23 protein-coding genes are annotated in these 25,188 nt (G+C 63.9%); 13 read left to right on the top strand and 10 right to left on the bottom strand.

What is annotated here, in order from left to right; genetic code table 11:
- The first annotated feature begins 12 nt into the window (after positions 1-12).
- Both ACOQPI_RS13100 and ACOQPI_RS13095 read left to right on the top strand, forming a co-directional pair.
- Positions 13-729 carry a TSUP family transporter gene (locus ACOQPI_RS13100; RefSeq protein ID WP_420621040.1) on the top strand — a complete coding sequence of 239 codons (717 nt, stop codon included), beginning with the start codon at positions 13-15 and terminating at the stop codon, positions 727-729.
- Between the two features lie 83 nt (positions 730-812).
- Positions 813-3,191, top strand: coding sequence for a beta-glucosidase (locus ACOQPI_RS13095; RefSeq protein ID WP_420620068.1), 2,379 nt, complete (start codon positions 813-815; stop codon positions 3,189-3,191).
- Between the two features lie 14 nt (positions 3,192-3,205).
- Here the strand turns inward: ACOQPI_RS13095 and ACOQPI_RS13090 are convergent, their stop codons facing one another.
- Genes ACOQPI_RS13090 through ACOQPI_RS13080 form a run of 3 tightly spaced genes read right to left on the bottom strand, consistent with a single transcriptional unit; the run spans position 3,206 to position 5,860 of the window.
- Positions 3,206-3,718 (bottom strand): cupin domain-containing protein, encoded by a 513-nt coding sequence (locus ACOQPI_RS13090; protein ID WP_420620067.1) that lies wholly within the window; start codon positions 3,716-3,718, stop codon positions 3,206-3,208.
- A gap of 44 nt (positions 3,719-3,762) precedes the next feature.
- Complete coding sequence (locus ACOQPI_RS13085; protein ID WP_420620066.1) at positions 3,763-4,557, bottom strand: SDR family NAD(P)-dependent oxidoreductase; 795 nt, start codon at positions 4,555-4,557, stop codon at positions 3,763-3,765.
- Positions 4,558-4,603: 46 nt separating this feature from the next.
- The gene (locus tag ACOQPI_RS13080) at positions 4,604-5,860 is read right to left on the bottom strand and encodes an amidohydrolase family protein (protein ID WP_420620065.1); all 1,257 of its coding nucleotides are present in this window, start codon (positions 5,858-5,860) and stop codon (positions 4,604-4,606) included.
- Between the two features lie 119 nt (positions 5,861-5,979).
- Here ACOQPI_RS13080 and ACOQPI_RS13075 point away from each other — a divergent pair, with 119 nt between their 5' ends.
- Together ACOQPI_RS13075 and ACOQPI_RS13070 are read left to right on the top strand one after the other, a co-directional pair.
- A complete protein-coding gene (locus ACOQPI_RS13075) occupies positions 5,980-6,396 on the top strand; it encodes a Zn-ribbon domain-containing OB-fold protein (RefSeq protein ID WP_420620064.1) in 417 nt (138 codons plus the stop codon).
- Positions 6,396-7,574 carry a thiolase C-terminal domain-containing protein gene (locus tag ACOQPI_RS13070; protein WP_420620063.1) on the top strand — a complete coding sequence of 393 codons (1,179 nt, stop codon included), beginning with the start codon at positions 6,396-6,398 and terminating at the stop codon, positions 7,572-7,574. Before ACOQPI_RS13075 ends, ACOQPI_RS13070 begins: the two co-directional genes overlap by 1 nt.
- 22 nt (positions 7,575-7,596) lie before the next feature.
- On the opposite strand, the gene ACOQPI_RS13065 is transcribed toward ACOQPI_RS13070, so the two are convergent.
- Positions 7,597-8,649 (bottom strand): amidohydrolase family protein, encoded by a 1,053-nt coding sequence (locus ACOQPI_RS13065; protein WP_420620062.1) that lies wholly within the window; start codon positions 8,647-8,649, stop codon positions 7,597-7,599.
- 125 nt (positions 8,650-8,774) lie between these two features.
- On the opposite strand from ACOQPI_RS13065, the gene ACOQPI_RS13060 reads away from it, so the two are divergent.
- Positions 8,775-11,168, top strand: coding sequence for a CoA transferase (locus ACOQPI_RS13060; RefSeq protein WP_420620061.1), 2,394 nt, complete (start codon positions 8,775-8,777; stop codon positions 11,166-11,168).
- Positions 11,169-11,197: 29 nt separating this feature from the next.
- Here ACOQPI_RS13060 and ACOQPI_RS13055 read toward each other — a convergent pair whose 3' ends face one another.
- A complete protein-coding gene (locus tag ACOQPI_RS13055; protein ID WP_420620060.1) occupies positions 11,198-12,496 on the bottom strand; it encodes a cytochrome P450 in 1,299 nt (432 codons plus the stop codon).
- Positions 12,497-12,511: 15 nt separating this feature from the next.
- Complete coding sequence (locus ACOQPI_RS13050) at positions 12,512-13,354, bottom strand: TauD/TfdA dioxygenase family protein (RefSeq protein WP_420620059.1); 843 nt, start codon at positions 13,352-13,354, stop codon at positions 12,512-12,514.
- 41 nt (positions 13,355-13,395) lie between these two features.
- Here ACOQPI_RS13050 and ACOQPI_RS13045 point away from each other — a divergent pair, with 41 nt between their 5' ends.
- The 6 genes from ACOQPI_RS13045 (at position 13,396) to ACOQPI_RS13020 (ending at position 16,802) form a co-directional block, all read left to right on the top strand.
- Positions 13,396-13,632 (top strand): CopG family transcriptional regulator, encoded by a 237-nt coding sequence (locus ACOQPI_RS13045; RefSeq protein WP_420620058.1) that lies wholly within the window; start codon positions 13,396-13,398, stop codon positions 13,630-13,632.
- Complete coding sequence (locus ACOQPI_RS13040) at positions 13,632-14,012, top strand: type II toxin-antitoxin system VapC family toxin (protein ID WP_420620057.1); 381 nt, start codon at positions 13,632-13,634, stop codon at positions 14,010-14,012. The genes ACOQPI_RS13045 and ACOQPI_RS13040 overlap by 1 nt, the downstream gene beginning before the upstream one ends.
- A gap of 29 nt (positions 14,013-14,041) precedes the next feature.
- Positions 14,042-15,046 carry a hypothetical protein gene (locus ACOQPI_RS13035; protein ID WP_420620056.1) on the top strand — a complete coding sequence of 335 codons (1,005 nt, stop codon included), beginning with the start codon at positions 14,042-14,044 and terminating at the stop codon, positions 15,044-15,046.
- A 99-nt stretch (positions 15,047-15,145) separates the two neighbouring features.
- Positions 15,146-15,907: an SDR family NAD(P)-dependent oxidoreductase gene (locus ACOQPI_RS13030; protein ID WP_420620055.1), complete on the top strand. Its 762-nt coding sequence runs from the start codon at positions 15,146-15,148 to the stop codon at positions 15,905-15,907.
- A 47-nt stretch (positions 15,908-15,954) separates the two neighbouring features.
- Positions 15,955-16,266: a helix-turn-helix domain-containing protein gene (locus ACOQPI_RS13025; protein ID WP_420620054.1), complete on the top strand. Its 312-nt coding sequence runs from the start codon at positions 15,955-15,957 to the stop codon at positions 16,264-16,266.
- On the top strand, positions 16,263-16,802 hold the full coding sequence (locus tag ACOQPI_RS13020) for a hypothetical protein (protein ID WP_420620053.1): 540 nt from the start codon (positions 16,263-16,265) through the stop codon (positions 16,800-16,802). The genes ACOQPI_RS13025 and ACOQPI_RS13020 overlap by 4 nt, the downstream gene beginning before the upstream one ends.
- 69 nt (positions 16,803-16,871) lie before the next feature.
- Here ACOQPI_RS13020 and ACOQPI_RS13015 read toward each other — a convergent pair whose 3' ends face one another.
- Positions 16,872-17,981, bottom strand: a complete 1,110-nt coding sequence (locus ACOQPI_RS13015) for a DUF1214 domain-containing protein (protein ID WP_420620052.1) — start codon at positions 17,979-17,981, stop codon at positions 16,872-16,874.
- A gap of 46 nt (positions 17,982-18,027) precedes the next feature.
- Positions 18,028-18,459: a nuclear transport factor 2 family protein gene (locus tag ACOQPI_RS13010; RefSeq protein ID WP_420620051.1), complete on the bottom strand. Its 432-nt coding sequence runs from the start codon at positions 18,457-18,459 to the stop codon at positions 18,028-18,030.
- A 48-nt stretch (positions 18,460-18,507) separates the two neighbouring features.
- Between ACOQPI_RS13010 and ACOQPI_RS13005 the strand changes: the two genes are divergently transcribed.
- A complete protein-coding gene (locus ACOQPI_RS13005; protein WP_420621039.1) occupies positions 18,508-20,022 on the top strand; it encodes a nitroreductase family deazaflavin-dependent oxidoreductase in 1,515 nt (504 codons plus the stop codon).
- A 22-nt stretch (positions 20,023-20,044) separates the two neighbouring features.
- Here ACOQPI_RS13005 and ACOQPI_RS13000 read toward each other — a convergent pair whose 3' ends face one another.
- Positions 20,045-21,334 (bottom strand): glutamine synthetase family protein, encoded by a 1,290-nt coding sequence (locus ACOQPI_RS13000; RefSeq protein ID WP_420620050.1) that lies wholly within the window; start codon positions 21,332-21,334, stop codon positions 20,045-20,047.
- Positions 21,321-23,630 carry a xanthine dehydrogenase family protein molybdopterin-binding subunit gene (locus ACOQPI_RS12995; protein WP_420620049.1) on the bottom strand — a complete coding sequence of 770 codons (2,310 nt, stop codon included), beginning with the start codon at positions 23,628-23,630 and terminating at the stop codon, positions 21,321-21,323. The genes ACOQPI_RS13000 and ACOQPI_RS12995 overlap by 14 nt, the downstream gene beginning before the upstream one ends.
- 84 nt (positions 23,631-23,714) lie before the next feature.
- Here ACOQPI_RS12995 and ACOQPI_RS12990 point away from each other — a divergent pair, with 84 nt between their 5' ends.
- Positions 23,715-25,112: an amidohydrolase family protein gene (locus ACOQPI_RS12990; protein WP_420620048.1), complete on the top strand. Its 1,398-nt coding sequence runs from the start codon at positions 23,715-23,717 to the stop codon at positions 25,110-25,112.
- The last annotated feature ends 76 nt before the right edge of the window (positions 25,113-25,188 follow it).

Here is a 25,188-nt window from a genome sequence, read left to right as displayed (position 1 = left end):
GGGAATACTGCCCTGTCCCCGCTTGAGATACTCGTAATCATCTGCTTCTCGGCCGCGGGGGCCATTTCCCAGGGCTGTCTGGGCATAGGGTTGGCCCTCGTGGCTGGTCCAGCTCTGGTGGCCATCGACCCGAGCTTTGCCCCTGGGCCGCTCATCGTCGTCGGCCAAGTTGTCGGCATTCGCAATGTCATTGTCGAACGCAGCCACACCGACCGCAGGGCCGTCCGACGATGTGCATACGGACTGCCATTCGGCTTGGCTGCTGGGTTGGTAGTGCTCTCCATGGTTAGTGACGAGGTCATCGCGCTCCTGGTCGGAAGCCTTGCCGCCGCCGGCGCCCTATCTCTTCTCTGCGGATTTCGGATTGCCCGGACGCCAAGGGTGGAGGTGGCCACTGGAATGGGGGTTGGATTCTCTAGCATGACCGCTGCCTTGCCCGGCCCCGCGTTCGTGCTCACATTCAGCGATATGAAGCCGGCGACGCTGAGAGGCACAGTTGGCACCGTATTCCTGATGGTGGCGGTTGCCGCTTTGATCGGGCTCCTCGCCACCGGCGAGTTCGGCCTGTACGAGATCGAGCTCATCGGCTGGCTCATCCCCGGCATCATTCTGGGGCTGTTCTTGGCCCGCTTTGTTCGCCCCTTTCTCGATCGGGCCTGGTTTCGCCCCGCCGTGCTCCTCGTCGCCCTCGCGGGCGGGCTCGCTCTCATTCTCCGTCAGGTGCTGTGAATGCAGCCCTTACCGGTTGCACCAGGGCATCATGCCCCGCTTGCAGGAGTGATAAGCAGAGAAAGCCACCAAGGAGAGACTCCATGACTGAGACGTACCGCGATCCAAACGCAGCCATCGACGACCGAGTAGCCGACCTCCTGGGGCGCATGACGCTGGAGGAGAAGGTGGCCCAGCTCGGAGCGATTTGGCTCACTGCGCTGGTCCAAGACGAGACTTTCGACGCCGACCAAGCAGCCGAGACACTGGCCGACGGTATCGGCCAAGTCACCCGTATCGGCGCGAGCACCGGCCTTCTGGCCAACGAATCGGCCCAGCTCGGCAACGACATCCAGAAAGTGCTGGTGGAACGCACCCGACTGGGGATCCCCACGGTGATCCACGAGGAGGGCGTCGGCGGATTCCTCCACCGCGGCGCCACCACGTTCCCCCAGGGGCTGGGCTTGGCCGCCACCTGGGATGTCGATCTGATGGCCGAGGTGGCGGAGGTGATCCGCATCCAGATGACCGCCGTTGGCGCCCGCCACAACCTCTCCCCCGTACTGGACGTGGCCCGGGATCCCCGATGGGGCCGAGTGGAGGAGACCTACGGAGAATCCCCCGAGCTGTGCGCCCGAATGGGAGTGGCCTATGTGCGAGGGCTCCAGACCGACAATCTGGCCAACGGCGTTGTGTGTACTGGAAAGCACTTTCTGGGCTATGGATATTCCCTCGGGGGCCGGAATCAAGCGCCTGTCCACCTCGGCGATCGAGAGCTGCGCGAGGTGTACGCCGAGCCGTTCGCGGCCGCCATCCGAGAGGCCGGCCTGGAATCGATCATGAACAGCTACTCGTCCATCGACGGAGTGCCGGTGGCGGCCAGCCGGGCCATGCTCACTGATCTCCTGCGGGGCGAACTGGGCTTCGACGGCACGGTGGTGGCCGACTACTTCGCGGTCATGCAACTGCACTTCAACCACATGACCGCGGCAGATCCCACTGAGTCGGCCATCCAAGCTCTCAGCGCGGGCCTCGATATCGAGCTCCCCGCCCTCGACTGCTACAAGCACCTTCCAACCGCAGTCCAAGAACGCCGAATCGACGAGTCAATCATCGACGAGTCGTGTACACGGGTGCTGGCCCAAAAGTTCCGGCTCGGGCTGTTTGAGAACCCCTATGTGGACGCCGAATCTGCTCCCGACGTCTTCGACACCCCCGACCAGAGGGTGTTGGCCCGGCGGGCCGCCGCTAAAGGGGTGATCCTGGTGGAAAACGATGGAGTGCTGCCTCTCGACCCCTCGATCTCACAAGTGGCGGTCATCGGCCCCCACGCCGACGATCCTCGGCTTCTCCAGGGCGACTACCACTATCCCGCCCATCTGGAGATCATCTACCAGAACCGCAGTGCAGAAATGCTGGAGGCCATGGAGGCTCTCGGCATGGAGCAAGGGCTCGACCAGCTGCCCGAGGCCGGCGGCACGTTCTCCCCGGGACCGCACTTCACCCCCCATGTGACGCCGCTCCAAGGCTTGCGGGCCGCTCTATCCGGCGCCGAGGTCGTTTACGTAGCAGGGTGTGCTGATACCGGCGGCGACGTATCGGGAATCGGGGATGCCGTTGCCGTCGCGGCCTCAGCCGACGTCGCCATTGTGTGCGTTGGCGCCCGCTCGGGGCTGGTTGCCGACGCCACCGTCGGTGAGGCCCGCGACGCCACCCACCTGGGCCTTCCCGGAGTGCAGTCGCAACTCGTAGCCGAGGTCGCGGCCACCGGCACCCCGACCGTCGTCGTCGTGATCAGTGGACGGGTACATACGCTCGCCGATGAGGCTGCGGCCGCCAATGCCCTGCTCTGGTCGATCCTTCCTGGCGAGGAAGGTGGCACGGCCATTGCCGATGTGCTGGTTGGTGCCGTCAACCCTGCGGGACGTCTCCCGGTCTCTCTGCCCAAACACGTCGGTCAGGTTCCGCTGCACTACGACATGCGGCGACGGGGCGACCGGTCGGAGTTCTACGGCAGCTATGTCGATTGTGAATCCGACGCGCTCTATTGGTTCGGGCACGGCCTGTCGTACACCACGTTCGAATATGGCGAGCCCTCAGTGACACCCGGGTCGACGACTGAAGCCACCAGGATTGCAGTGCCCATTTCCAACACCGGATCAAGCGACGGTGATGAGGTCGTGCAGCTCTATGCCACCGACGAGGTCGCATCGGTAGCTCGGCCGATCCGCGAGCTGATCGGATTCACCCGGATCTCCATCCCCGCCGGAGAGTCCCGCACCGTCACCTTCACCGTCCACCCCAGCCGACTGGCCTTCCACGGCCTCGACATGGCTCTCGTTACCGAGCCCGGAACGTTCACCTTCCGAGTTGGGGGCTCACCATACGACTCCGGCCTGCGCGTGATCCCAGTCGACCTCGCCGGCGAAACCGCCCCCTACGACCGCCGCTCCATCATCGCCACCACGGCCGAAGTCAGCTAGCGAGGCGAAGCCGCTCACCGCAGCGGCAAGGCATCGAGCAGAACGAAGGCCAGGCGGGCCGGCTCGGTGCCTCGGTTCTCCCAGTGATGGGCAGTCCCGCGCTGGACCACCGTGTCGTACTTGTGCAGGGTCACCTCGCCCTCGTCCAGTAACAGGGTGACTTCACCGTCGAGAACCACCATGTAGTCGATCGTCCTGGTCGTGTGCATCCCTGGGCGGCCATCACGGTGGGTGACGGCTCCTTCTGCGGCGAGCCGTTCCGCGGTCTCGGCAGCTGCTCCCGGGGCGAGTTCCCGACTGGGGGGAAGCTCCACCATCCAGAACAACGATCCCTGGGGCGGGGCCTCAAGGCGAGTCTCCCGCAATGCGGCATCGGCCACCTCCCCGGAGTTGTCTGCCGGAGAACCCTCCGCTGTCCAGATCTGCACTCGGCGCTTGTAGTCGTGAACATCGTCGAAGACGACAACCGACTTGCCGTCGGCATCGTGTCCTGTGACCACGCGGCGGATCGTGTGGGCGCTGTCCATCTTCTGCCTCGTTCCTTGTTGTTGGGGTTCTTCTGTAGCCGAACTCAGAGCGGCATTACCCGTCCGCCGCTGGCGTGAATTGTGGCCCCGAGCATGGCGTGGCTCGGCGCGGAGGCGGCATAGGCGATCACATCGGCTGCTTCATCGACTCGCAGGACCCGGCCCCAGGGCAACAAGCCGCGGTGCACGACATTCAACATGTGCTCGTCCTGTTCGGGAGTTGGAGGATTCTCGCTGCCCATGCCCCCGGTCGAAATCCCCCCGAGGGCGACGACGTTCACCACAATTCCGTAGGGGGCCAGTTCGGCCGCGGCCGACTTGGTCCAGGCAATCAAGCCCCCTTTGGCGGCGTTGTAGAGGGACACGGGGCTCATGTCGGCGGGCGGCGGGTTGAAGGGCGCTGTTGAAGCCACACTGACCACCCGGCCGTAGTTGGCCTCCTTCATGGCCGGAACCACTGCCTGAGTACACAGCATCGGACCGAGCAAGTTGACGCCGATCACCCGGTTGAATTCCTCGACCTCAAAGTTCTCGGTGCTGCTGGCCCCGCCGATAGCGGCGTTGTTGACCAGAGCGTCAATGCGTCCGAACTCCCCGAGCACCGTGTCGGCCATGTCGGCGACATCATCTCGATTCGACACGTCGGCGCGCACCCAGATCGCCCGCTGGCCGGTCTCTCCCATGACTGCCTCGGCGCTCTGCTCCCCCCAGTCCTGGCGAATGTCCACCAGTGCGATGTCGTAGCCCCGTTGGGCAAGGGCCCGCGCCGTCGATCCCCCAACTCCCCAGGGCCGCGCTCCGGTGACAATTGCAACCCGGCTGCCGTTTCGAGCAGTCATCTTTCGCTCTCCCTCAGTGCTTGCGTCTTCGTCCTTGGGCCAAGGCTCACGCGTAGGGGCCGACGGTTCGGAACGCGAAGTAGCCATACCCCTTGCGCTCAGGTCCCTCCAAGGCCGGAATTGCCTCCAGCGGAGTGGTGATTTCCCCGATGGTCGGGCCTATCTCATCGGCGATCGATCGCAGCGTGCCCATGTCGAGCCCATAGACGCGGGCTGCGTTCTCCCCGACGATGGCCCGAACCTTGTCGTGGGGGATGCCGGCCATGGCATGGCGCAACGAGAGGTGGGTCATCGGCGTCTCCTTGGGATCATCGGAATAGCGCCAAGTGCCCTCGGGGTGCGGGTAATCGCGGCCCCAAAAGATGTTTGTCCACCACCAGTCGTCCACCGCGGCCTCCACCTCGAACGGGGCGATGAAGCTGGCGCCGACAAAAACGTTTTGCTTGAAATACTCACTGGGAGGTTTGGACAGCTCTGCGTTGGCCAATGGCAGGGGCGCCAAGGCCGCCGAATCGAGCTCGACCAGGGCTGCGGGGATCCACACACCGGGCTGTTCGGTCATGGCCAGTTTGAGCCCGGGGAATCGCTCGAACACTCCCCCCAGAATCATGCGGGCCACCGCCCGGCGGTTGTACGCCCCACCGGCCTCTATCAAGAGCAGAGGCGTGCCGCTTACATCTCGAACAGCAGGATCGGTGGCCGCCCCCGCGTGGGTGCCCAGCACCAACCCGGCTTCCTGCACTGCGGCCCAGAACGGATCCCAGTCCGACTCGTTGTACTGGACCCATTGTGGTCGAGCGCTGGGAAAATTAACCGCCCGCAACCCGTGGTCGGCCGCCCATCCAACCTCTCGAATGGCGGCGTCAATGTCCCACATCGGGATATGGGCCAATCCGATCAATCGTTCGGGTGCCACCGAGCAGAAGTCGGCGAGCCAGCGGTTGTAGATCTGAAATCCCACCCCCGCCAGCTCGGGATTGTCGAGCTCGGGCCAGCCCTCGTCGACGAACGGAATCGGCTCGCCGTTGAAGCTGTTGTGGAAGATCACCTCGGCGGCAATGCCGTCACGGTCCATGTCGGCCAGGCGGGCCTCCGGGTCATTGTGTCCCGAGGTGTTGAGGTACAGCGACCCGCTCTCCCGCACCACGGCGCGCATTTCCTTGACTTGGGGGCTGGCGGAGAACTCATCGAAGGCCGCCAGATAGGCCGATGGACAATACGACCGCAGCGCACCCAGGCTGGGCCCCGCATGGGAATCGCCGGACACCAACAACACCCGCTCGTTCTCGTTGGCCGTCATCATCGGCCCTAAGCCTTGCGACTGCGGCGGAGTGGCACCAATCCGCAGGTTAGCTTCGACAACCGCCCCTCGCTGCCAACGGCGACCTACCATGCACAGGCCGTCGCTAGAAAGGAGAGCAAATGGCAGCCGATGCGCCAATCCGGCCCTCGCCCACGGTCACCGATGACAGCGCTGTGTTCTGGGACGCGGCCGCCGAAGGGCGCCTCGTGGCCCAGCGTTGTGCCGACTGCGGAAGGCTGCGTCACCCGCCGCGTCCCATGTGCCCGGCCTGTTCATCTCTGGAGGTGGAAATAGCTGAGCTCAGCGGGCAGGGAACCCTGTACAGCTATGCCATACTCCACCACCCCCAACATCCGGCATTCGAGTACCCGGTTATCGCGGCGCTGGTGGATCTCGAAGAGGGAGTTCGCCTGCTGTCGTCCCTTACCGATGTCTTGAAAGACGACGTGCTCATCGGCATGCCGGTATACGCGCACTTCGTCCCCACCGCTGACGGTCCCCTGATCCCTGTATTCCGGCCTAGAGAGGACTTGTGATGGGCCGCCGCACTTTGGCCCGCGGGGCGGCTTCTATCGTCGGTGCCGGCTGCACGGAGTTCTCCCGCCGGGCCGGCCGCACAGAGCTCCAACTGGCCTGCGAATCGATTACCGCCGCCCTTGACGATGCCGGCCTCGCCGCGGCCGATGTCGACGGGATCGTCAGCTACACCGTAGACCCGGTGGAGGAAACCGAGCTTGTCCGCTCGGTGGGGATCGAGGAGGTCAATTTCTCGGCCAGAATCCCCTACGGGGGTGGCGGATCGGTAGGCGTCTTGCAGCACGCGGCGGCTGCGGTGGCCAGCGGCACCGCGGAGGTGGTCGTGGCCTACCGGGCGATTCGGGCCCGATCCGGTGCCACCCGGTTTGGGTCGGCCAAAACAGCACCCACTCCCACTTCGGGCCATTCGGGAACCACGGCCATGCAGTGGTGCATGCCCTTCGGGGTGTTGACTCCGGCGTCTTGGATGGCGCTCAACTCAGTGCGCTACATGCACGAATTCGGGGTGGAGAGCGCGGATTTCGGTCGTGCAGTAGTCCAGCTGCGCGATTACGCCGCCACCAACCCCGCCGCTTGGGGATTCCAGAATCCGATCACCCTGGATGAACACCAGGAGTCACGGTGGATCGTCGAGCCTTGCATCCACTTGCTCGACTGCTGCCAGGAGACCGACGGCTCAGTGGCTTTGGTGATCACCGGGTCGCAGCGAGCCGCCGATCTGCATCACACCCCCGTCCGCATCGGAACCGCATCGACGGCCGGTCTCTTCGAGCAGGAGATCGCCAGCGACCACTACCGGCCCGACCTGTCCGTGATGGATGGCACAATGGCGCTGGGCCGCCGCCTATTCGAAGATGCGGGGTTCTCCCGAGACGACATCGACGTCGCGCTGATCTACGACGCCTTCTCCCCCATTTTGCTTATGCAACTCGAAGGGCTGGGGTTCTGCGGGTTCGGTGAGGCGAAGGACTTCATCGCCGACGGCAATCTGGCCCTCGACGGCTCACTGCCCACCAACACCAACGGCGGGCTGATCGGCGAGGGCTACATCCACGGGCTCAACCTCGTGCTGGAGGCGGTGCGCCAGCTACGAGGCACCGCCGTCAATCAGGTGGCCGATGCCCGAACCGCGGTTATCTCCGCCAGCCGGACCGGTGCGATCCTGACGCTCGATTGAGCGGGCGGAGTGCTGAGAATTTTCAGAGGTCGAGATTCCAGACCCGGATGGCATTGCCGCTCAAGATCAGCTCGCGCTCATCAACAGGGATGCCTTCGAAGTCTTGGTTGACCAGCTCTCGCGAGTCCGGCCAGGTGCAGGCGGGATGGGGGTAGTCGGTGGACCACATCATGTTCTCAACGCCGATGTCGTAGCGGAGCTTGTGGACCGCAAACGGCTCGTGGATGAACGTCACGGACATGTTGCGGTTGAAGTAGAAGCTGGGGCGCTCGTCGATCTCGTTGAAGGGGTAATTGGTCACCGTCTTCATCTGGTCGATGATGAACAGCCACCAGGGGATCCAACCCACCCCCGGCTCCACCCACACCGTCTTCAGCTCGGGAAAGCGCACGAAGATGCCGCTGAGGATGAAGTTGGCGTACTGCACCGAGGTGAACATCGCTGACATCGGCTGGATGCAGCCCTGCCCGAACTGGGGCATTTCATCTTGGAAGTAGTCAATCGGGGCCAAGCCGATGTGGAAGCAGGCCGGAAGCCCGGTCTCCTGGATGGCCGCCCACAGGGGGTCGTAGACCCGGTCGTAGTAGTCAGGAGCACCCAGCTCCACCGGGTACACCGGAAGTTGCAGCGACTTACCGCCCAGGGCGGCGACTCTGTGGACCTCTTCGACCGCGACGTCGATGCCGTGAATGGGTATCTGGTACGAAACCACCAGCCGGCTGGGGTCGGCTTCTCCAAATGCGATCAGCGAGTCGTTGAACGCCTGGGTGGCCTCCCGCCACCCGTCCTTCATGAGATACAGGTAGCGGAACGCGCTGAACTCGCAGTAGCACACCTCCACGTCGACACCGTCTTGGTCCATGTCCTTCAAGCGTTCATGGCCGTCGATATTTCCGGCCCGGCCTATGGCGTGGCGCACCCCCTCAAATCCCGGGGGCATCGTGTTCTGGCCGGCGCGAGTGGCCACCCCGCCCCCGACCTGGTCGACGGCTTGGTCGTAGTCACTGTGGAATTTCGTTGCCAGCCGGTCCTTCACTCCTTCATGGGTCAACCGGACGTGCGAGTCCGAAGACACAAGCAACTCCCGCGCTTCGAGGTCAGCGGTTGACTCCAATGGTGCAGTCGCAGTCATGAATCTCCCTTGGTTGAGAATCGGGACTTATCCTAGCCCTGGAAGAAATCACCACTTGACTTGGACTGGTGGCGGAGGGAGCAGCAATGGGGATCCTGAGCGGGGTGCGAGTGCTCGACCTGTCATGGGGCATCGCCGGTCCCATGGCCACGATGATGCTGGAGGACAACGGCGCTGATGTCGTCCGCATCCAGCCTCCGCAAGGCGATCCATTCGCAAATCAGTCGGGCTATGTGGTGTGGCACCGGGGCGCAGAGCGCATCCCGCTCGACCTCCACGGCGAAGCCGATGCTGCTTCGTTCCGGGAGCTGGTGGAGAACTCAGACATCGTTGTCAGCGCGTTCTCCAGCGAGGCCACCCACCGCTTGGGCCTCAGCCACGCTGCTCTGGCCGAGATCAACCCCCAGGTCATCTCCTGTTCCATCACCGGCTACGGGCATCACTCCGACCACAAAGACCGGCCCGGAATCGATGCCCTAGTCGCCGCTCGGACCGGTCTGTTCTTCGACCAGCGGGGCCGGGTGGGGACGGCCATGAACTACATCGGCCGACGCAATCCGCCCTCCCCCGAGTTCGGTCCTCCCGATGGCATGGTCCGAGGTGTTGATCGACCTGGACCCATATTCCCCCGGACGAACTGGCCAAGCCTGGGCGCAGCTCACCTGGCCATTTTCGGGATCGCGGCTGCCCTGCGGGCCCGCGAGGTAACCGGCAGGGGGCAGGCGGTGGAGACATCGCTGTTCCAGGGTGCACTGTTCGCCGGGTCCCTCACCTGGCAACGGGTGGAGCGTCCTGAAGACAGCCCCCTGTATTGGATGTGGCCCACCGACAGCCGATCCATCGAAGGCCTATTCGAGTGCGCCGACGGACGATGGGTCCACCACTGGTCCATTTGGCCGGCTTGGGTCCGCGAAACCGGTTCGGCTTCCTCAGCCCCCGCCACTGCCGACTATCGCCGGGGTTCTGATCGCATCGGCATGACTGCTGAGGACTTGCTCGTCACCCACTTCCTCTACCCCGAGTTGGCCGAAGCCTTCAAGCGACTCCCGGCCCGCGACTGGGTGGCCGAGGCAGAGGCGAACGAAATGGGGGTCGCGCTGGTGCGCTCCCCGCTCGAGGCCTTGCTCGACGAGTCGTTCCTGGCCGATGGATGTGTGGCCGAGGTTGACCATCCCCTCCACGGTCGGATCCGCCACATCGGCAACCCTCTGGAGTTTGGCGAGCCCTATGGGACACAAACGCAGGCCCGGTCCAATGGCCCCGCCGAGCTCACCGGAGGTCCGCTGGCCGGTATCAAGGTGCTCGACCTTGGTCTTGGGGTGGCCGGACCCTTCGGGCCGAGGATGCTCGCCGACCTCGGCGCTGACGTCATCAAGGTCCATGCGCTGCACGACACCTTCTGGGCGGGCACGCATATGGGGCTCGGCACCAACCGAGGCAAGCGGAGTATCTCAGTCAACCTCAAGGACCCCCGCGGACTGGAGATCTTGCACCAACTCATCGACCAGGCCGATGTCATTGCCACCAACTGGCGGCCTGGTGCGATGGCCCGCTTGGGGATAGACGAAGCTTCGCTGCGGGAGCGCCGTCCCGACCTGGTTATCTGCAACTCCCGCGGCTATGAGAAGGGGCCGCGCTCCGATCTTCCCGGCACCGACCAGACCGCCGCCGCGCTGTGCGGAACGGAGTGGGAAGACGGTGCCTGCTCAAGCGGCAATCCTCCGATGTGGTCGCGCTCGGGAATGGGAGACACGGGAAACGCGATGCTCAGTGCGACCGCTATCGCATTGGCGCTGTTCGACCGGGAGCGCACCGGGATAGGCCGCTCGGTAAGCACATCTATCGTCAACGCCACCCTTCTGGCCACGTCTTATGCCTGGATCAACCCCGAAGACCCAGAAGTTACCTGGGATCAGGTCGATGCCGACCAGTGGGGCCTCAGCGCCCTCTATCGCATGTACGAGACCAGCGACGGATACATCGCCATCGCGGCGATCGATGAGCCGGCCTGGGCGGCTCTGTGTACCGTTCCGGGCTTTGAGCGATTGGCCGCAGACATCCGGTATTCCCATCCGACTGCCCGGGCTGAGCACGACCAGGCGCTAAGCGAACAGATTTCCTCGTGGTGCCGGGAGCGCTCTGCTAATGAGACGTTCAAGCTGCTTGATTCCAACCGCGTGCCGGTTGAGGTGGTGAACGAGGAGTTCTGCCGCGACTTCTTCGACGACCCCGAGGCTCTCGCTCTCGGGCTGCGGGCCCAGACGAATTCGGCATCTGTCGGCTTGTTCGAGGACGTCGGGCAGTTGGTGAACTTCAGCGACACCAAAGAAGCGATCCAGCGAGGCCCGTGTGAATGTGGGGAGCACACCGCTGAGATCCTGGCTGAGCTCAGCTACACCGCTGAACAGATCGAAGCATTGGCCAGCGACCAAGTCGTTCTGGTGGCCGACGGCGCGACCTGACCCGCAGGCCAACTCGAATTGGTTTCCCCTCAATTGCCGGGGGTGCCGCCAAACGGGTCGAAGGTAACCAACAACTGGGTAAGTCCCCGGAGTATGTAGCTGTCCATGTAGTTGTAGGTGTGGTCGTCGGCGAGGGTCAGGTTGGGCAGATCCAACATGGCATTGGTGCCCACTTTGCCTTCGAGGCGGGCCAGGCCCTGGCCGATGCAGTAGTGCTCGCCGTATCCAAACGCCACGTGCTCGTTGGGGTCTCGGTCGATGTCGAACCTATCGGGCATCGGGCACAATTCGGGGTCTCGATTGGCCGCCGCGAACGCCACCCATGCGAACTCGCCCTTGGCCACTGGCTTATCGCCCAATTGGGTGTCTCGGGTGGCAACTCGAAACAACCCGGTCACCGGTGCTTCGTGGCGGAGTGCCTCTTCCACGAAGGCGGGCACCAGATCCCGATTCCCTGCCAGCCGGTCGCGCAGCTCGTGATCGGTGGCCAGTCGATGGCCGATGTTGGCCAATAGCGTGGTAGTCGTCTCGTTGCCTGCCAGCAGAAACTGTCTCAACGCGGTTATCCGCTCTTCGTGGGTCAAGGGCTCGCCGTCGACCTCGGCGTTAGCCACATCCGAGATCAGATCGCTTCGCGGCTCGGCCTGGCGTTGTTCGATCATGGCCGAGAAATAGTCCTCGAACTCAGACTCCGATCTGATGTAGCTGCGTACTTCGTCCTGGCTTGGGTTGGCCCGCCCGATGGGAATGGCGAAGTCATCCGACCATCCTTTGAACTTCCCGAGCTCTTCTTCGGGGACACCGAGCATTCGGGAGATCATCGCCATAGGCAACAAGACGGCGTACTCGCGAAACAGGTCAGCCCGGCCCAGATGGGCGAACTCAGCAACCAGTTGACTAGATACCGATATGACCTCGGGCTCCAGCGCCCGAAGGCGGGCAGGACGGAACGCCCGATTTAGCGCCCGGCGCTGTCGAACATGCTCGGGCGGATCGGCGGTGTTTAGCACCCGCCCCCGATTCCGGCTTCGAAAACGGCTGACCGCCTCAGCCATGTCCGGCTCCCTAGCAATAGCGGCGGTGTGATCTGCCACCGGATTCCGGAAGTCATAGGTCGCGGTTGGTGACCGGTTCGACCACGTTTCCGGGTCGACAACGATGTCGTGCAGCAGCTTGTAGCTGGTTATGACCCAGGCCCCCATCGCCTCGCTATAGAAGGCCGGCTCAGACGCCTCCCGCACGTCGTCGAAGAGCTGCCAAGGCGAAGCCAGCAGGTCCTCGTCGCGATCTAGCAGCCGCTGAATCCTGTCATCCAGTGAATCTGTCATCGCCATACCGGATAGCTAGTCGACCGCAACCGGGCAATCGCCTTCCACGAGCAGCCGCCGCAGCACGCGCTCCCCTTCCCAGGGGTCGCGTACGGCGAAGTGAGCGGTGCAACGCTCGTCCCAGATCACCACGTCTCCGTTGCGCCAGCGCCAGCGACAGGTCACGCTGGGATTGGTGGCGTATTCGGTGACGGCGGCCATTATGTCTTTGCTGGCGTCATCATCGAGCCCGTCGATAGAGGCATCCCCAACGCAGAAGATCGCCTCCTCTGCCGTCTCGGGATGCCGTCGCAATAGGGGCTGGCGCACCCCTTGGAGGTTGTCCTGCCAGATCTGCGGATCGAAATCTGGGAACAACTGCTGCTTCAAGCCGATGAGCGTGTCGGGCACGCTGTGGACAGTAAAGCGCTCCCGCATCTGCTCCCGCAGCTCGTCGGGCAGCCACGAGGCAGCCAGCACCAGGTTGGCCCACATGGTGTCGCCCCCTACCGGTGGAACATCAATCGCTCTCAAGATGCCGAAAGCAGGCGGGTTGGGCGCATAGAGCACATCCAAGTGCCACCTATCCGTCAGCAGTTGATGATCGCTCTTGACCCGCAACTCCGACGGCTCCGCCTTGTCGACCCCAGCGATGCGATCCATCGGATGAATCCACGGATCACCCAGCAACTCGGCCAACCGCACGTGATCAGCATCATCCAGGAACTGGTCGCGAATACCCACCACCTTGTACTCCAGAATCGCCGCCCGAAGCTCCGAGGCTGTCCCGGCGTCGAGCCCCCCAAGGTCGATCTCCGACAACTCCGCCCCCAGCGCCGCCGTAAGCGGTTCAATTCGCATCCCGATGGCCTCCTTCAATCAGTCAACCATACATCTCTTGTTGATGTTATGATGCGCATATGCGCACAACCGTGTCGATTGACGACGAAGTGTACGAGGAAGCGCGACGCATGGCATTCGAATCCCGTCGCACACTGGGAGAAGTCATCAATGAGCTGCTTACAGAAGGCCTCAGACTGGTGGCCCGTCCACCGGCGCGCCGCCAACTCGGCCAGCTCCGCGGAACGATCACCGTGGCTGACGACTTTGATGAAACGCCGCAAGAAGTGCTCGCCTCCCTTAGCGACCCGATCTGATGGCCGACCTGCTGCTCGACACTCACGTAGTGCTTTGGGCCAATGAGGCACCAGAACGTCTCTCCGGCGAAGCAGTCGACGCGCTGGAAGATCCAACCAACCGGCTACTGGTGTCCTCCGTCTCGGTTGCCGAGATCGAAATCAAACGACGGCTCGGGAAGATGGAAATGGAACATAGCTGCCACACCCTCACTGCAAAGCTCGGCGCCACCTGGCTTGACCTGACTCCCGTCCACGCCATGGGACTACGAACACTCCCCCTGCTCCATGCCGACCCGTTCGATCGGCTCCTTATCGCCCAAGCCACCACTGAAGGCTGCACCCTTGTAACCGCCGACCAGAAGATTCTCGCCTACCCAATTTCCACACTCGCTGCCTGAGCGGGAGTGGTCTATTTTGCAAGTTGTCTATGACTACATGGAGTGAGTTCTGTGAGCGGATTGAAGCTCTTGGCGAAGGGCTTGATGATGAAGGGCAGCGGCATCTAGCCAACCAGGTGGCTTGCTGGCTGACCTATGCGATCGGCCACAACGACCCCCGCCACCCTGCCTTCTTCCGGAGCAGCGATCCCGTGTACCAGTGGGGCGGGCCCAACGCCGACCAGGTGGCTCGCCGGACCGCGATCGAGGGCGGCGGGGTGTACCGGATATCCGGCCACATGGGGGCCTGTGAGGAGTTTGTGCTCCAGATCAAGCTCGGGGCCACCCAAAGCGGTGGTGCTGGAGTAGGCCTGGAGGTGACCGGCTCCAGTCTCGGTCTGGGCCCCGGCGACCATATTGATATCCAGCTCGGCGGCGAGACCCCCGACGACGAAAGTGAGACATGGCTGCCCCTCGATCCTGAGGTGTCGTTTGTGCATATCCGCGACTACTACTTCGACTGGCAACCCGCCGAGCCGGCCACATTTGTCATAGAGCGCCTCGATACCGTGGGCGAGCCCAAGCCGGAAATCGACGCTGCCGCCATCCTCGGGACAGCACTAGGCGAGATCGAGCACTCCTTCGAGTTCTGGAACGGCTACCAGGAGCGCATGCTCGGCGACCAGCCTCCCAACTCGTTCCTGCCTCCAGCCGGAATGGGACGCGGTGTCAAGACCCTTATCTACAGCCATGCCGGAGTGGCCCTCGACCCCGATCAGGCCCTCGTGGTCGAGATCGACCACCGGGGCGCCACCATGTGGGACATCCAGCTCTACAACCGGCCGTGGTACGAGGCGCTCGACTTCACCAATCGGCTGACCTGCCTGAACCACGCCCTCATCGAGCCCGGACCAATCGTGATCGCCGGCTCCGATCCGGGCGGAGCCAACTGGCTCGACACCGAAGGGCGAGAATCGGTGCTATGCACCATCCGCTGGTGGCACCCGCCGACACCCCAGTGGTGGACGCCAACGTCGTCCCCATCACCCAACTAGACCTGCCCCCTACAGACCGCCAAGCTCAAATCGCCCGCCGTTCCTCCCACATCGCCTGGCGATACCGGACATGATTGGGTGGGCCACACGGGAGGTCTAATGTCGACAAAACCGCTCACAGGAAGAGTCGCAGTCGTAACCGGCGCGGGACGTGGGATCGGACGGGCAAGTGCTGAGCGTCTGGCCAAAATGGGTGCCTCAGTCGTGCTTGCCGCTCGTTCTGTCCATGAACTTGACGAAACCGCGGCTGGAATTACCGACGCAGGCGGGCGGGCTGAGGTGATTGCGACCAATGTGACCTCACGCTCCGAGGTCCGCCGTCTTTTCGACAGAACCGAAGAGGTCTTTGGCCGCCTCGACATCCTGGTGAACAATGCCGGCGCTATGCAGCCGCTTACCCCAGTCGGAGAACTCGCTGGTGAAGACTGGGACCGCTGCTTCGATGTCAATGTGCATGGGGTCCACTTCTGCTGCGACGCTGCACTCGAGTTCCTGGCCGCGGGCGACGGTGGCCACATCATCGTGATCGGCTCAGGCCAGGGTCATTCGCCCTCATCAGGGGCTGCCGCCTATTGCTCGGCGAAGGCCGCCGTTTCGATGTACGTCCGCGTGCTGGCAGGAGAGCTCCGGCCCCGAGGTATCACAGTCAACGAGATTGTGCCTGGCGCGGTTGCCACCGAGCTCTTGAGCTGGACGGTCGGACTGCCAATGGACCGTCTCGCGGAACTTGAGCCGGCACTCGGCGGGGATCGGGTCAAAGAGCCCAGCGAAGTTGCCGAGTACGTGGCATTTCTCGCTACCCGTTCACCACAAGATGGCCCGACCGGCCAGTGCTTCAGCCTCCTAGGACGCGACCTCTAGACCGGCTGCTATAGCCAAATGGTATCTGATCGGATACCATCGTAGGCATGGACGCGGCCGAGGTGATCCGCACTGCCCGGTGCCGGGCTGGCCTCACGCTGCGGGGCCTTGCTGCGGCTGCCGGCACCTCCCACTCGGCGATCGCCGCCTACGAGGCGGGAGCCAAAGTGCCTTCGGCCGCTACCGTCGACCGCATCGTTCGTGCCGCCGGCTTCGCCCTTGACCGGGAGATCAGCCCCCGGGTGCGAGGAGACGGCCGTCTCGATCGGGGGGTCGAATTGGCGGCTGTGCTCGAGTTGGCTGCCGTGTTTCCCGCCCGCCACCCCCCAACCCTCGAATTTCCCGTGTTCGGAAAATGAACCTGGCCGAGCGCATTGTCGCCCTCCATCACGCTCTGGACGACGCTGCTATCCCCCATGCCTTCGGAGGCGCGCTGGCCCTGGCATGGTGCACCCAGCAGGCGCGGGCCACCATCGACATCGACGTCAACCTCTTTGTCGGCCTCGACTGCGTCGAACAGGTAATGGCCGCACTGCCCGCAGGAATAGAAGTGACCACCGCCAACCGGGAGCAGTTAGAGGCCGACGGGCAGAGTCGCCTCTGGTGGGACACAACCCCTGTGGACGTATTCCTCAACACCACCCCGTTCCACGAAGCCGCCGCCACCCGGGCCCGGATCGAATCATTCGCCGGCGCCGATATTCCCTTCCTCGCCTGTCGAGACCTGGCCGTGTTCAAGGCGTTCTTCGACCGCACTCGAGACTGGGCCGATCTCGAGGAAATGGACGCAGCCGGCACCCTCGACCACGAAGCGGTACTGGGCGTGCTCGTTCGCTACTTAGGCGGCAAGGACCAGCGGGTCGCCCGCCTTCGGGCTCTCGCTACCCGGAAATAGGGCAACTCGCCCGCAACGCCGAATGCAACCTAGTGGCGATGCGGAATAGCCGGCGATGCCAGTTTCCTCTTATACGTCATCGATCGACAGCACCCTCGTCTCAAGCTGGCTGGGCTGCTCTTCAGCCAGCAAGTAGCGCCAGAACAGGGTGCCGGTGGGTGCTCCGGCGGTGTCCAGCCAGTTGGGGATGCCCGGGTCGCGATGGGCCAGGATCATCCGGAACGACCCATCCGATTCCAGCACCGTCTGGCGTCGATTGAGCGACACCCGCCGCTCCCGATAGGGCGGAGTCTGGATAAAGCGGTTGTTCAGGACAACGTTGGCGAACCGGCAGGCAGGGAATCGTCCGCGGATCTCCAGCGCCTCGTCAGGGCCGAGCTGATAGCGGGCCGATCGGTAGGCGTTGTCGGCCGCGGCGTAGCCGATTTCACGATTCCCCTCGTCAAGCGGCGGGTTGGTGAACTGGTTGGGCACGGTAGAGCTCCAGGCCAGAGGCTGCCGCGGGCCGGTTGGCCAGTCCACCGTGACGCTCCGCAAAAAGGTGATCACCTGCCGGAGACCTTGGGCGCAAGACTCGTCGGTGGGAATAGCCGGCGGGCCGGGATCCTCCGTCGGCTCGATCACCAGAGGAACGTGCTTTGTCGGGTCGGTGGCTGCCGGGCGGTTCCATTCGAAATAGTGCCGGGTGGTGACACTGCCCGATTCCGGTGAGAGCGCCAGCCAATTTTTCGGCTGGGGACGCTGGCTGAGATGCAGCTCATAGCTCCCGTCGGGCCGCACTTCAATCTCGTCGTCATTCAGCGTGGCGCCCAGCTTGGCCGACATATTTCCACCAGCCGTCCCGGCCTCCACGGTGAACGACGTATACACCGCCCCCGCCAAATTGCCGCGGATCACATACTCGCGATCGGGATCGATCACCGAGCCGTAGTAGATGGCATCTGGATTGTCGCCCAAGAGCTTCTTAGTGGGCGAGAACCACCGGTAGAACCAAGGCCGAGCCGGGTCGGCCTGCGACCAGAACTCCAGGGCGTGCTGCAATGAGTTGAGCGCGAATATCCGCGCTTCGGCCCGTTCGTCCGGACTGGGCATCATTCTGTCTTCGCCCCACCAATCCTGTTCGATCTCAGCCATCAACTCCACCAGCTCTTCCCACACCTGTCCCGATCGGTCAGTCACTTGAGTCTCCTTTTCCTGGCAGTTGGTTCCAGCTATTCATAATCGATCAATGGTCGGGGTCCAGCAGCGGGCCGAAGGCGGCGGCGCACCTTTGGGAGTCGTAGAACTCGCGGAAGCGGCTGATCAGGCCGTCCCGCATCTCCACCAGCGTGATGTAGCTGTTGCGATACCGCTCCCCCGAGCCGAGCATGTGGCCATCGCTGTCGTACTCAACCAGGAAGCGATCAGGGTCGATGAGCTCGTAGGTCTCTGTGATGTGGAAGGCCATGGTCACCAGGCCGTAGGAGGTGGACAGCCGGTCGTATACCTCCTGCTTGCCAGCAGTGCGCGACGGCTTGCCGGTGAACGAGAAGGGCGCCTCGAAGACAATCTCGTCGTGCCAGCACTGCGCCAGCGCATCCACATCGCCCGTGGCTATTAGCTCGAAATACGCCCTAATCAGATTGAGATTGGCCGCTCGCCGCGTGTCTTGGTCCACCAGCGGAATCTAACCCACTGGCTACTAGGGTGGATTTCTGTGCGCGTGATGATGACGGGGGCAACAGGGTTTATCGGCGGACACACCGCGGCACGCGCCATCGATGCGGGCCATGAGGTTTGCGCTCTGGTGAGGTCGCCCCAGAAGCTTGAAGATCTCCGCGATGCCTTTGACTTGCCCGCCATCGACCATGTCATAGGAGACATGACCGATCCTGAGGCCGTCGCCGCAGCCCTCGACGGCGCTGACGCGGCGATCCACTGTGCCGCCGTCGTATCGCTCGACGCACGCGGCAACGCCCAGGGGATCGAGAACAGCATCGCCGGAGCCCGGCTAGTGCTTCACAAGGCTCACGAAATGGAGCTCGACCCGATCATCCATCTCTCCAGCGTGGCCGCTTTGTTTGACCCCGGTGCTGGCTCCCTCACGGTTGACCACCCGCCTTCATCAGCCGGATATACATACGGCCAAGCCAAAGCCGACGCGGAGATGGTGGCCCGCAAGCTCCAGGCCGACGGTGCTCCCCTGGCGATCGTGTATCCGAGCGCAGTGATCGGTCCGCCCGCGGGCTCGGCCTTCGGCGAGGCCAGCGAAGACATGGCCCGATTCACGGCAAGCGGCATCATTCCCACCCGAAGGGCCGCGGTGGCGATCTCCGATGTCCGAGACATGGCCTCGCTCCTCGTGGCGCTGCTCGAACCGGGCCATGGGCCCCGTCGAATCATGTGCGGCGGTCATTTGGTAGACATGAACGACTTTGCCCGCATCCACCGCGACATCACGGGTCGAAGATTCCCCATGATGCCGCTTCCTCCTTCGGCGCTCCGAGGGATTGGCCGAGTGGCTGATTCGATCCGGCGTGTCGTGCCGATCAATGCGGCGATGAACCGATTCAGCATGAGCGTGCTCACTCAATGGGAGGGATCAGAAGACAGCGATCTCTCCGTGTACGGGGTTGAGTTCCGCAATATTGAAGAGACGTTCGCTGACAGCCTGGCTGCCTGGCACAAGGCCGGCCTCCTCTCCAACCGCCAGATAGGCAAAGCATTCCCCTCCCCTGACCCCAGAAAAGCGCCGACACCGCCCAAGGGTTTCCGGATGCCGCCCCGCGTGGTGCTGTCGCGGCCGTTTAGGACCCTCGGTCCCCTCGTTGTCCCGCGTGCCCACCGATTGATAAACCGGCTCACCCAAGGGCGAACACTGCTCGATTCCGCCGCTCAGCCCATGCTCATGCTCTTCTCGACCGGCGCCAAGACCGGCCAGACCCGAGAGACACCGCTCGGAGCGGTCCCGCTCGAGGGTGGTCGCTTCTTGGTGGTGGGCAGCAACTTCGCCCGCGAGCAGCACCCGGCCTGGACGGCCAACCTCCTGGCCAACCCCGATGCGGAGATCATCTTCCGAGGCAAGAGAACTCCGGTGCGAGCCCGCCTCCTCTCCGGACCCGAGCGTGAATCAAGATGGCAGACTGCGGTCGCCTGGTATCCGCTGTGGACTGGCTATGACTCCATAACCCAGCGAGAGCTGCGCCTGTTCGAATTGGATCCCGTCCCAAGCGCTGACTGAGCGTCAGAATGGGCTCCAAGTCCTAGTGATACGTCAGGTACTCGTTCAGCTCCCAGTCGGTTACCGCTTGGCAGAATCGGCGCCACTCCTCCCGCTTCATGGCCACAAAGTTGGCCACCAGGCCTGATCCGACGGCTTCTACCAGGGCGCTGTCGGCCTCTAGCGCATCGAGGGCCAGACTCAGGTTCTCCGGGGCGCATCGCTCCGTATTGGCGGTCTCGAGGCCGTCGCCCTCCTCATGGGGCGGCGGAGAGGTCTCGTTTCTCACCCCCAAGAGCGTGGCCTGGAGAATCGCCGCGTTTGCGACGTAGGGATTGGCCGCCCCGTCGGGGACTCGGCTCTCCAGCCTGGTGCCCGCGCCTCGGTCGCTGGGTACCCGGATGGCCACGGCGCGATGGTCGTATCCCCAGTTGGCCCAATAGCCCGACAACTGCCCAGGAATGAGCCGTTTGTAGGCGTTGACAGTGGGGGCGCACAGTGCGGTCAGCGCCTCGTGATGCTCGAGCATGCCCCCGATGCCGTGGTGGGCGAGCGCAGAGAGCCCATCGGCGGCCTGTGGATCGTGGAGCAAATGCTCGCCGGCGTCGTTTTGGAAGCTGACATTTACATGGAGGCCGTTGCCGCCGCGATCGCCGAAAGGCCGGCCGAGGAACGTCCATAAAAGCCCGTGCCGAGCAGCCACCTCGCGGCACAACAGCTTGAGCAGGAAGGTGTTGTCGATGGCCTCAAGGGGCTCCTGGTGCTCAATGGTGACCTCGAACTGAGGGGTGTCGTACTCGCTGGCGATGGTTTCCAGACCGATGCCGGTAGATTCTGCGGCGGCCATGATCTCGTCCAGCAGCCCCACCGGGTCCACCAACGGTCCTGTCCCGTAGCAGTACGAGCCCGGAGTGTCCCAGGGCTCCCAGCCGCCATTTCCATCGGGCTGGAGCACGTAGGCCTCAAGCTCGATCCCGACCCGAGCCCGCAATCCCACGGCCTCGAGATCGTCTACCGCCCTGGCCAATCCATGTCGGGGTGAGATGGCCAGCGGCTCGCCATTCTGGAACAGATCGGCGATAACGACGCCGGTTCCCTCTTGCCAACAGTCTCTGGCTTCCTCCGGGTTGTAGATGGCCCGGAAATCGCCGAGACCCTCGAGCACCTCGGCCCCAGGGGCTGGAATAAGAGCCCGGTCATACCCCACCCCGAAGATGGCGATGGAGTAGCTCACCTCGCCGGTGGCCGCCGCCAGGGGGATGTACTTCCCTCGGGCGAAGCCGAACATGTCGGGGTAGAGCACCCGCAAACGGGTGTGTTCAGGATTGGTCATGGAGCACCTCCCATATCCGGTTTGGTGACAGCGGTGTGGCGACGTCGGTCCAGTCCACATCGGGCAGCGCGGCACAAACGGCGTTAACCACGGCGGCAAATGCGCCGTTGGTCCCCCCCTCCCCCATGCCCTTCATTCCTCCCGGCGTGTAGGGACTGGGGATCTCCAAGTGCTCAATGCGGATGTCGGGCATCGTCGCACTGTCGGGAACGTGATAGTCGAGCAGCGTTGAGCACTGCGGCTGGCCCTGGTCGCTGTAGACGATTTCCTCGATCAGCGCGGCCCCGAGTCCCTGGGCCACCCCGCCGTGGATCTGGCCCTCCACGATCATCGGATTGACCATGGTGCCGCAGTCGCTCACCACTGCGTAGTCCTCAACCTCCACCTGGCCGGTGCCGGGATCGACGGCCACCCGGCAGGCATGGGTGGCGTAGGAGAACGTAGGGCTGGCCGGATCGTAGGAGTGCGACGCAACCAGCCCGGGCTCAGTTCCCTCGGGGAGCCGGAACCCCTGCCAGGCCCGCTGAGCCACCTCGGCGATGCTCACCCCGACGCCAGTACCGGCCACCCGGGCCTGACCCTCCTGAAGCTGGATGTCCGCAGGGCTGGCTTCGAGCATCTCAGCGGCGATGATTCTGAGCTTGTCGGCCACCCGCTGGGCAGCAACCACCGAAGCTCCGCCACCAACCGCGATCGAACGTGAGGCGGCCGTGCCATACGGGGAATACGGAGTGGTCTCGGTGTCTCCGTGGACCAGTTCGACCGTATCCAGGTCAACGCCCAACTCGTCGGCCACCAGTTGCGGGATCGTGGTTTCCAGACCTTGACCGTGGGGGGATATGCCGGTGGCCACCCGAACCGAGCCGTCGGGCTCAAATCGCACGGTGGCGCTCTCGAACCCTCCGATGCTGAGCCCGATGAACTCGTTCATGGTGCTCGGACCGATCCCAGCCATCTGCACATAGCAGCAATAGCCCACGCCGCGGAGCCGCCCGTCGTCGGGAGGCGCCGGACCATCGCTGATGAGCCGTCGTGCCCGTTGCAGCGCCTCGGGGTAGTCGCCGTTGTCGTATTCGATCATGGTTCGGATCCGATAAGGAAGCTCCTCAGGGGTGATCATGTTCTGAAGCCGCAGCTCCACCGGATCGCGCTGCAATGCCCCCGCCACCAGGTCAACCGCTCGTTCTCGAATGCACGCTGCCTGAGTCTGCCCGAAGCCGCGGTAAGCCCCGGTGGACATGGTGTTGGTGGCCACCACCTGGCCGACACAGCGCACGGCCTCCCAGCGGTAGGGGCCAGGAACAACGCCGAACACCGTGAAGAGCGGCCCGCCGCCGAACACCGCGAATCGCCCCCCGGCGTTGCGAGCGCTCTCAACCCGCAACCCCCGAAGCGTTCCGTCTTCGTCGAAGGCCACCTCGATGTCGTGAACCTCGTCGCGGGCGTGGGTGGTGGCCAACAGCGACTCAGACCGGTCCTCCACCCACTTCACCGGCTGGCCCAGGTCCAATGCCGCCGCCGCCACGATGACCTCGTCCTCGTACAGATGGTCTTTGAGCCCGAAACCGCCCCCGACATCGGGGGCGACAACCCGCACCCGGCTCTGCGCCATGCCCAGTGCCTCGCACAGTGAGTCGCGCACCGAATGGGGTGTCTGCGTCGAGGTGTAGACGGTGAGCTTGCCCTGGGGTTCGGGCACCGCAACAATGCCCCGTCCCTCTATGGCCAGCCCGTGGATCCGCCCGATCCGCAGCCTGGTGCGCAGCGTGCGATCCGCATCCCCGAACACTGCGGCGGTGTGCTCATCGGAATCGCCCGCGTCAAAGGAGGCCAGCACGTTGGTGCCGAGTTCGGGATACAGCAAAGTGGCATCGGCAGCCAGAGCCTGTTCGATTTCCAACACCGGTGTGAGCTCTTCAATGTCGAGGCCGACCTGTTCCACCTGGTCTTCGGCCTCGTATCGCGAGCCGGCAATGGCCACTCCGATCGGTTGACCCACGTATCGGAGAATGTGGTCGATCACCGGGGTGGAGCGCTGCTGCTGGCCGCCCAGGATCCACAAGACGGGCAGCTCCCCGGAGATGAGGGAGGCCAACTCGTCGGGGCTGTACACCGTGGCCCGACCATCGGTCGCGGCATCGAAGTCCACGAGGCGCCCGTGGGCCACCGGACTGCGAACGATGGCGGCATGGGCCATGTTCGGCAGAACTATGTCGTCGAGGTATCGGCCCGTACCGCGCAAGAGATACTCGTCGTTGCGACGGGTCACTCGCTGGCCGACCAGTCGGGGCTTCATAGGTGTCGCGACACTAGCCAGCGTTGGCCCAACCGATCAGCGGCGATTGCGCAGTCACAGGCCCAAGGGCGAGACTCGCAGGAGATGCCCGACACTCTGATCCGCAATATCAGCCATCTGGTCACCTTCGACACCAACGACCGCGAGCTGGAGGGCGCTGACCTTCTGGTGTCCGGCTCACGCGTTGCCGCGGTGGGCTACGACCTAGAGGTCGATGGCTCCGTCGAGGTCATCGACGGCCGGGGCCTGCTCGTGCTCCCCGGACTGATCAACGGGCATCAACACCTCTACCAAGTGGGGCTGCGCTCGTTCGTGGAACTCGAGCGGGCCCCCATTCACCCCTGGCTGACCGCACTCCACGTCAAAACCCTGTACCTGTGGCGCCAGGGCCACTACACGCCAGCCTCGGTAGGCGCCGTCGCCCGGGCGGGCATGGTGGAGTCGCTGCTCGGCGGGGTTACCACCGTCGCCGATCAGCACTACGTCTTCGTCGAGGGCAACACCGAGCCCTTCATCGAGGAGATGATCGAGGGTGCTCTCGAGATCGGCATCCGCCTTCACGCCGGACGGGGTTCCATGACCAAGGGCAAACGGCACGGCGGCGTTGTGCCCGACAACGCCTGCCAGACCATCGATGAGGTTCTGCGCCACTCTCAAGAGCTGATCGGTCAGTACCACGACCCCGATCCCCTGGCCCGAATCAGGATCGACCTCGCCCCGTGCGGTGTGCACACCGACGAACCGGAGATATACCGCGAGTTCGCTTCGCTCGCCGCGGATCATCCAGGGGTCGGTCTGCACACCCATCTTTATGAGGTCATCGACACTGGTTTCTGCACTGACACCTACGGGGTTACTCCGTGGCAATTCCTTCGGGACAATGGCTGGGACCACGACAGGGTGTGGCTGGCCCACATGGTTGATCCCCCTCATGAAGAGATCCCGGAGTTTGCCGCGGCCGGGGTGGGCATTGTGCATTTGATCGCGCCCGATCTGCGCATGGGCTGGGGGCTGGCCCCTCTGCGGAAGTACCTCGATGCGGGATGCAAGGTCGGATTCGGCACCACCGGGTCGGCCTCCAATGACGGTTGCAATCAGCTTGGCGATATCAGAGTGGCAGCTCTGGCCCACCGCGATATGGACATCTCCCCGCAGAAGTGGCCAAGCGCCCGCGAGCTGCTGGGTCTGGCCACCCGGGGGTCGGCCGCGTGCCTGGGGCGCCACGAGCTGGGCGTGATCGAGCCGGGAAAGGCTGCCGACATCGCGGCGTGGGACATGACCACCGTTGACCGAGTGGGAGTCCACGACGCGGTCATCGGGCTGGTGCTCGGTGGGCTCTCTGATCGGGCCTCGTTGGTGATGGTGGATGGCAAGGTTGTCGTCCGGGACGGTCGCTGCACCACTGTGGACGAGGCGGCCATCGCTGACGCGGCCCGCGATGCGTATCCGGTGCGTCCATCCTCGCACCGGCGCCGCGGCTGACTCCCAGCACTCTTAATCGACACCTGTTCTGAGAGGGGGTAGTGTCGGATACTGTCAGATGCGCGCGTTGTCCAAG

Source organism: Candidatus Poriferisocius sp. (genome assembly GCF_965219815.1).
Lineage (GTDB): Bacteria > Actinomycetota > Acidimicrobiia > Acidimicrobiales > Bin134 > Poriferisocius.
The sequence above is the reverse complement of the archived record's forward strand: the minus strand, read 5'-3'. Positions and strand labels throughout refer to the sequence as shown.

Bases quoted from the DNA above. Each gene is read 5' to 3' on its own strand.
- ACOQPI_RS13040 (WP_420620057.1), top strand. From the start codon at position 13,632: ATGGCCGACCTGCTGCTCGACACTCACGTAGTGCTTTGGGCCAATGAG.
- ACOQPI_RS13005 (WP_420621039.1), top strand. From the start codon at position 18,508: ATGATGACGGGGGCAACAGGGTTTATCGGCGGACACACCGCGGCACGC.
- ACOQPI_RS13080 (WP_420620065.1), bottom strand. From the start codon at position 5,860: ATGATGACGGCCAACGAGAACGAGCGGGTGTTGTTGGTGTCCGGCGAT.
- ACOQPI_RS13055 (WP_420620060.1), bottom strand. From the start codon at position 12,496: ATGACAGATTCACTGGATGACAGGATTCAGCGGCTGCTAGATCGCGAC.
- ACOQPI_RS13085 (WP_420620066.1), bottom strand. From the start codon at position 4,557: ATGACTGCTCGAAACGGCAGCCGGGTTGCAATTGTCACCGGAGCGCGG.
- ACOQPI_RS13035 (WP_420620056.1), top strand. From the start codon at position 14,042: ATGACTACATGGAGTGAGTTCTGTGAGCGGATTGAAGCTCTTGGCGAA.
- ACOQPI_RS12990 (WP_420620048.1), top strand. From the start codon at position 23,715: ATGCCCGACACTCTGATCCGCAATATCAGCCATCTGGTCACCTTCGAC.
- ACOQPI_RS13045 (WP_420620058.1), top strand. From the start codon at position 13,396: ATGCGCACAACCGTGTCGATTGACGACGAAGTGTACGAGGAAGCGCGA.
- ACOQPI_RS13090 (WP_420620067.1), bottom strand. From the start codon at position 3,718: ATGGACAGCGCCCACACGATCCGCCGCGTGGTCACAGGACACGATGCC.
- ACOQPI_RS13000 (WP_420620050.1), bottom strand. From the start codon at position 21,334: ATGACCAATCCTGAACACACCCGTTTGCGGGTGCTCTACCCCGACATG.
- ACOQPI_RS13075 (WP_420620064.1), top strand. From the start codon at position 5,980: ATGGCAGCCGATGCGCCAATCCGGCCCTCGCCCACGGTCACCGATGAC.
- ACOQPI_RS13025 (WP_420620054.1), top strand. From the start codon at position 15,955: ATGGACGCGGCCGAGGTGATCCGCACTGCCCGGTGCCGGGCTGGCCTC.
- ACOQPI_RS13020 (WP_420620053.1), top strand. From the start codon at position 16,263: ATGAACCTGGCCGAGCGCATTGTCGCCCTCCATCACGCTCTGGACGAC.
- ACOQPI_RS13095 (WP_420620068.1), top strand. From the start codon at position 813: ATGACTGAGACGTACCGCGATCCAAACGCAGCCATCGACGACCGAGTA.
- ACOQPI_RS12995 (WP_420620049.1), bottom strand. From the start codon at position 23,630: ATGAAGCCCCGACTGGTCGGCCAGCGAGTGACCCGTCGCAACGACGAG.
- ACOQPI_RS13070 (WP_420620063.1), top strand. From the start codon at position 6,396: ATGGGCCGCCGCACTTTGGCCCGCGGGGCGGCTTCTATCGTCGGTGCC.
- ACOQPI_RS13030 (WP_420620055.1), top strand. From the start codon at position 15,146: ATGTCGACAAAACCGCTCACAGGAAGAGTCGCAGTCGTAACCGGCGCG.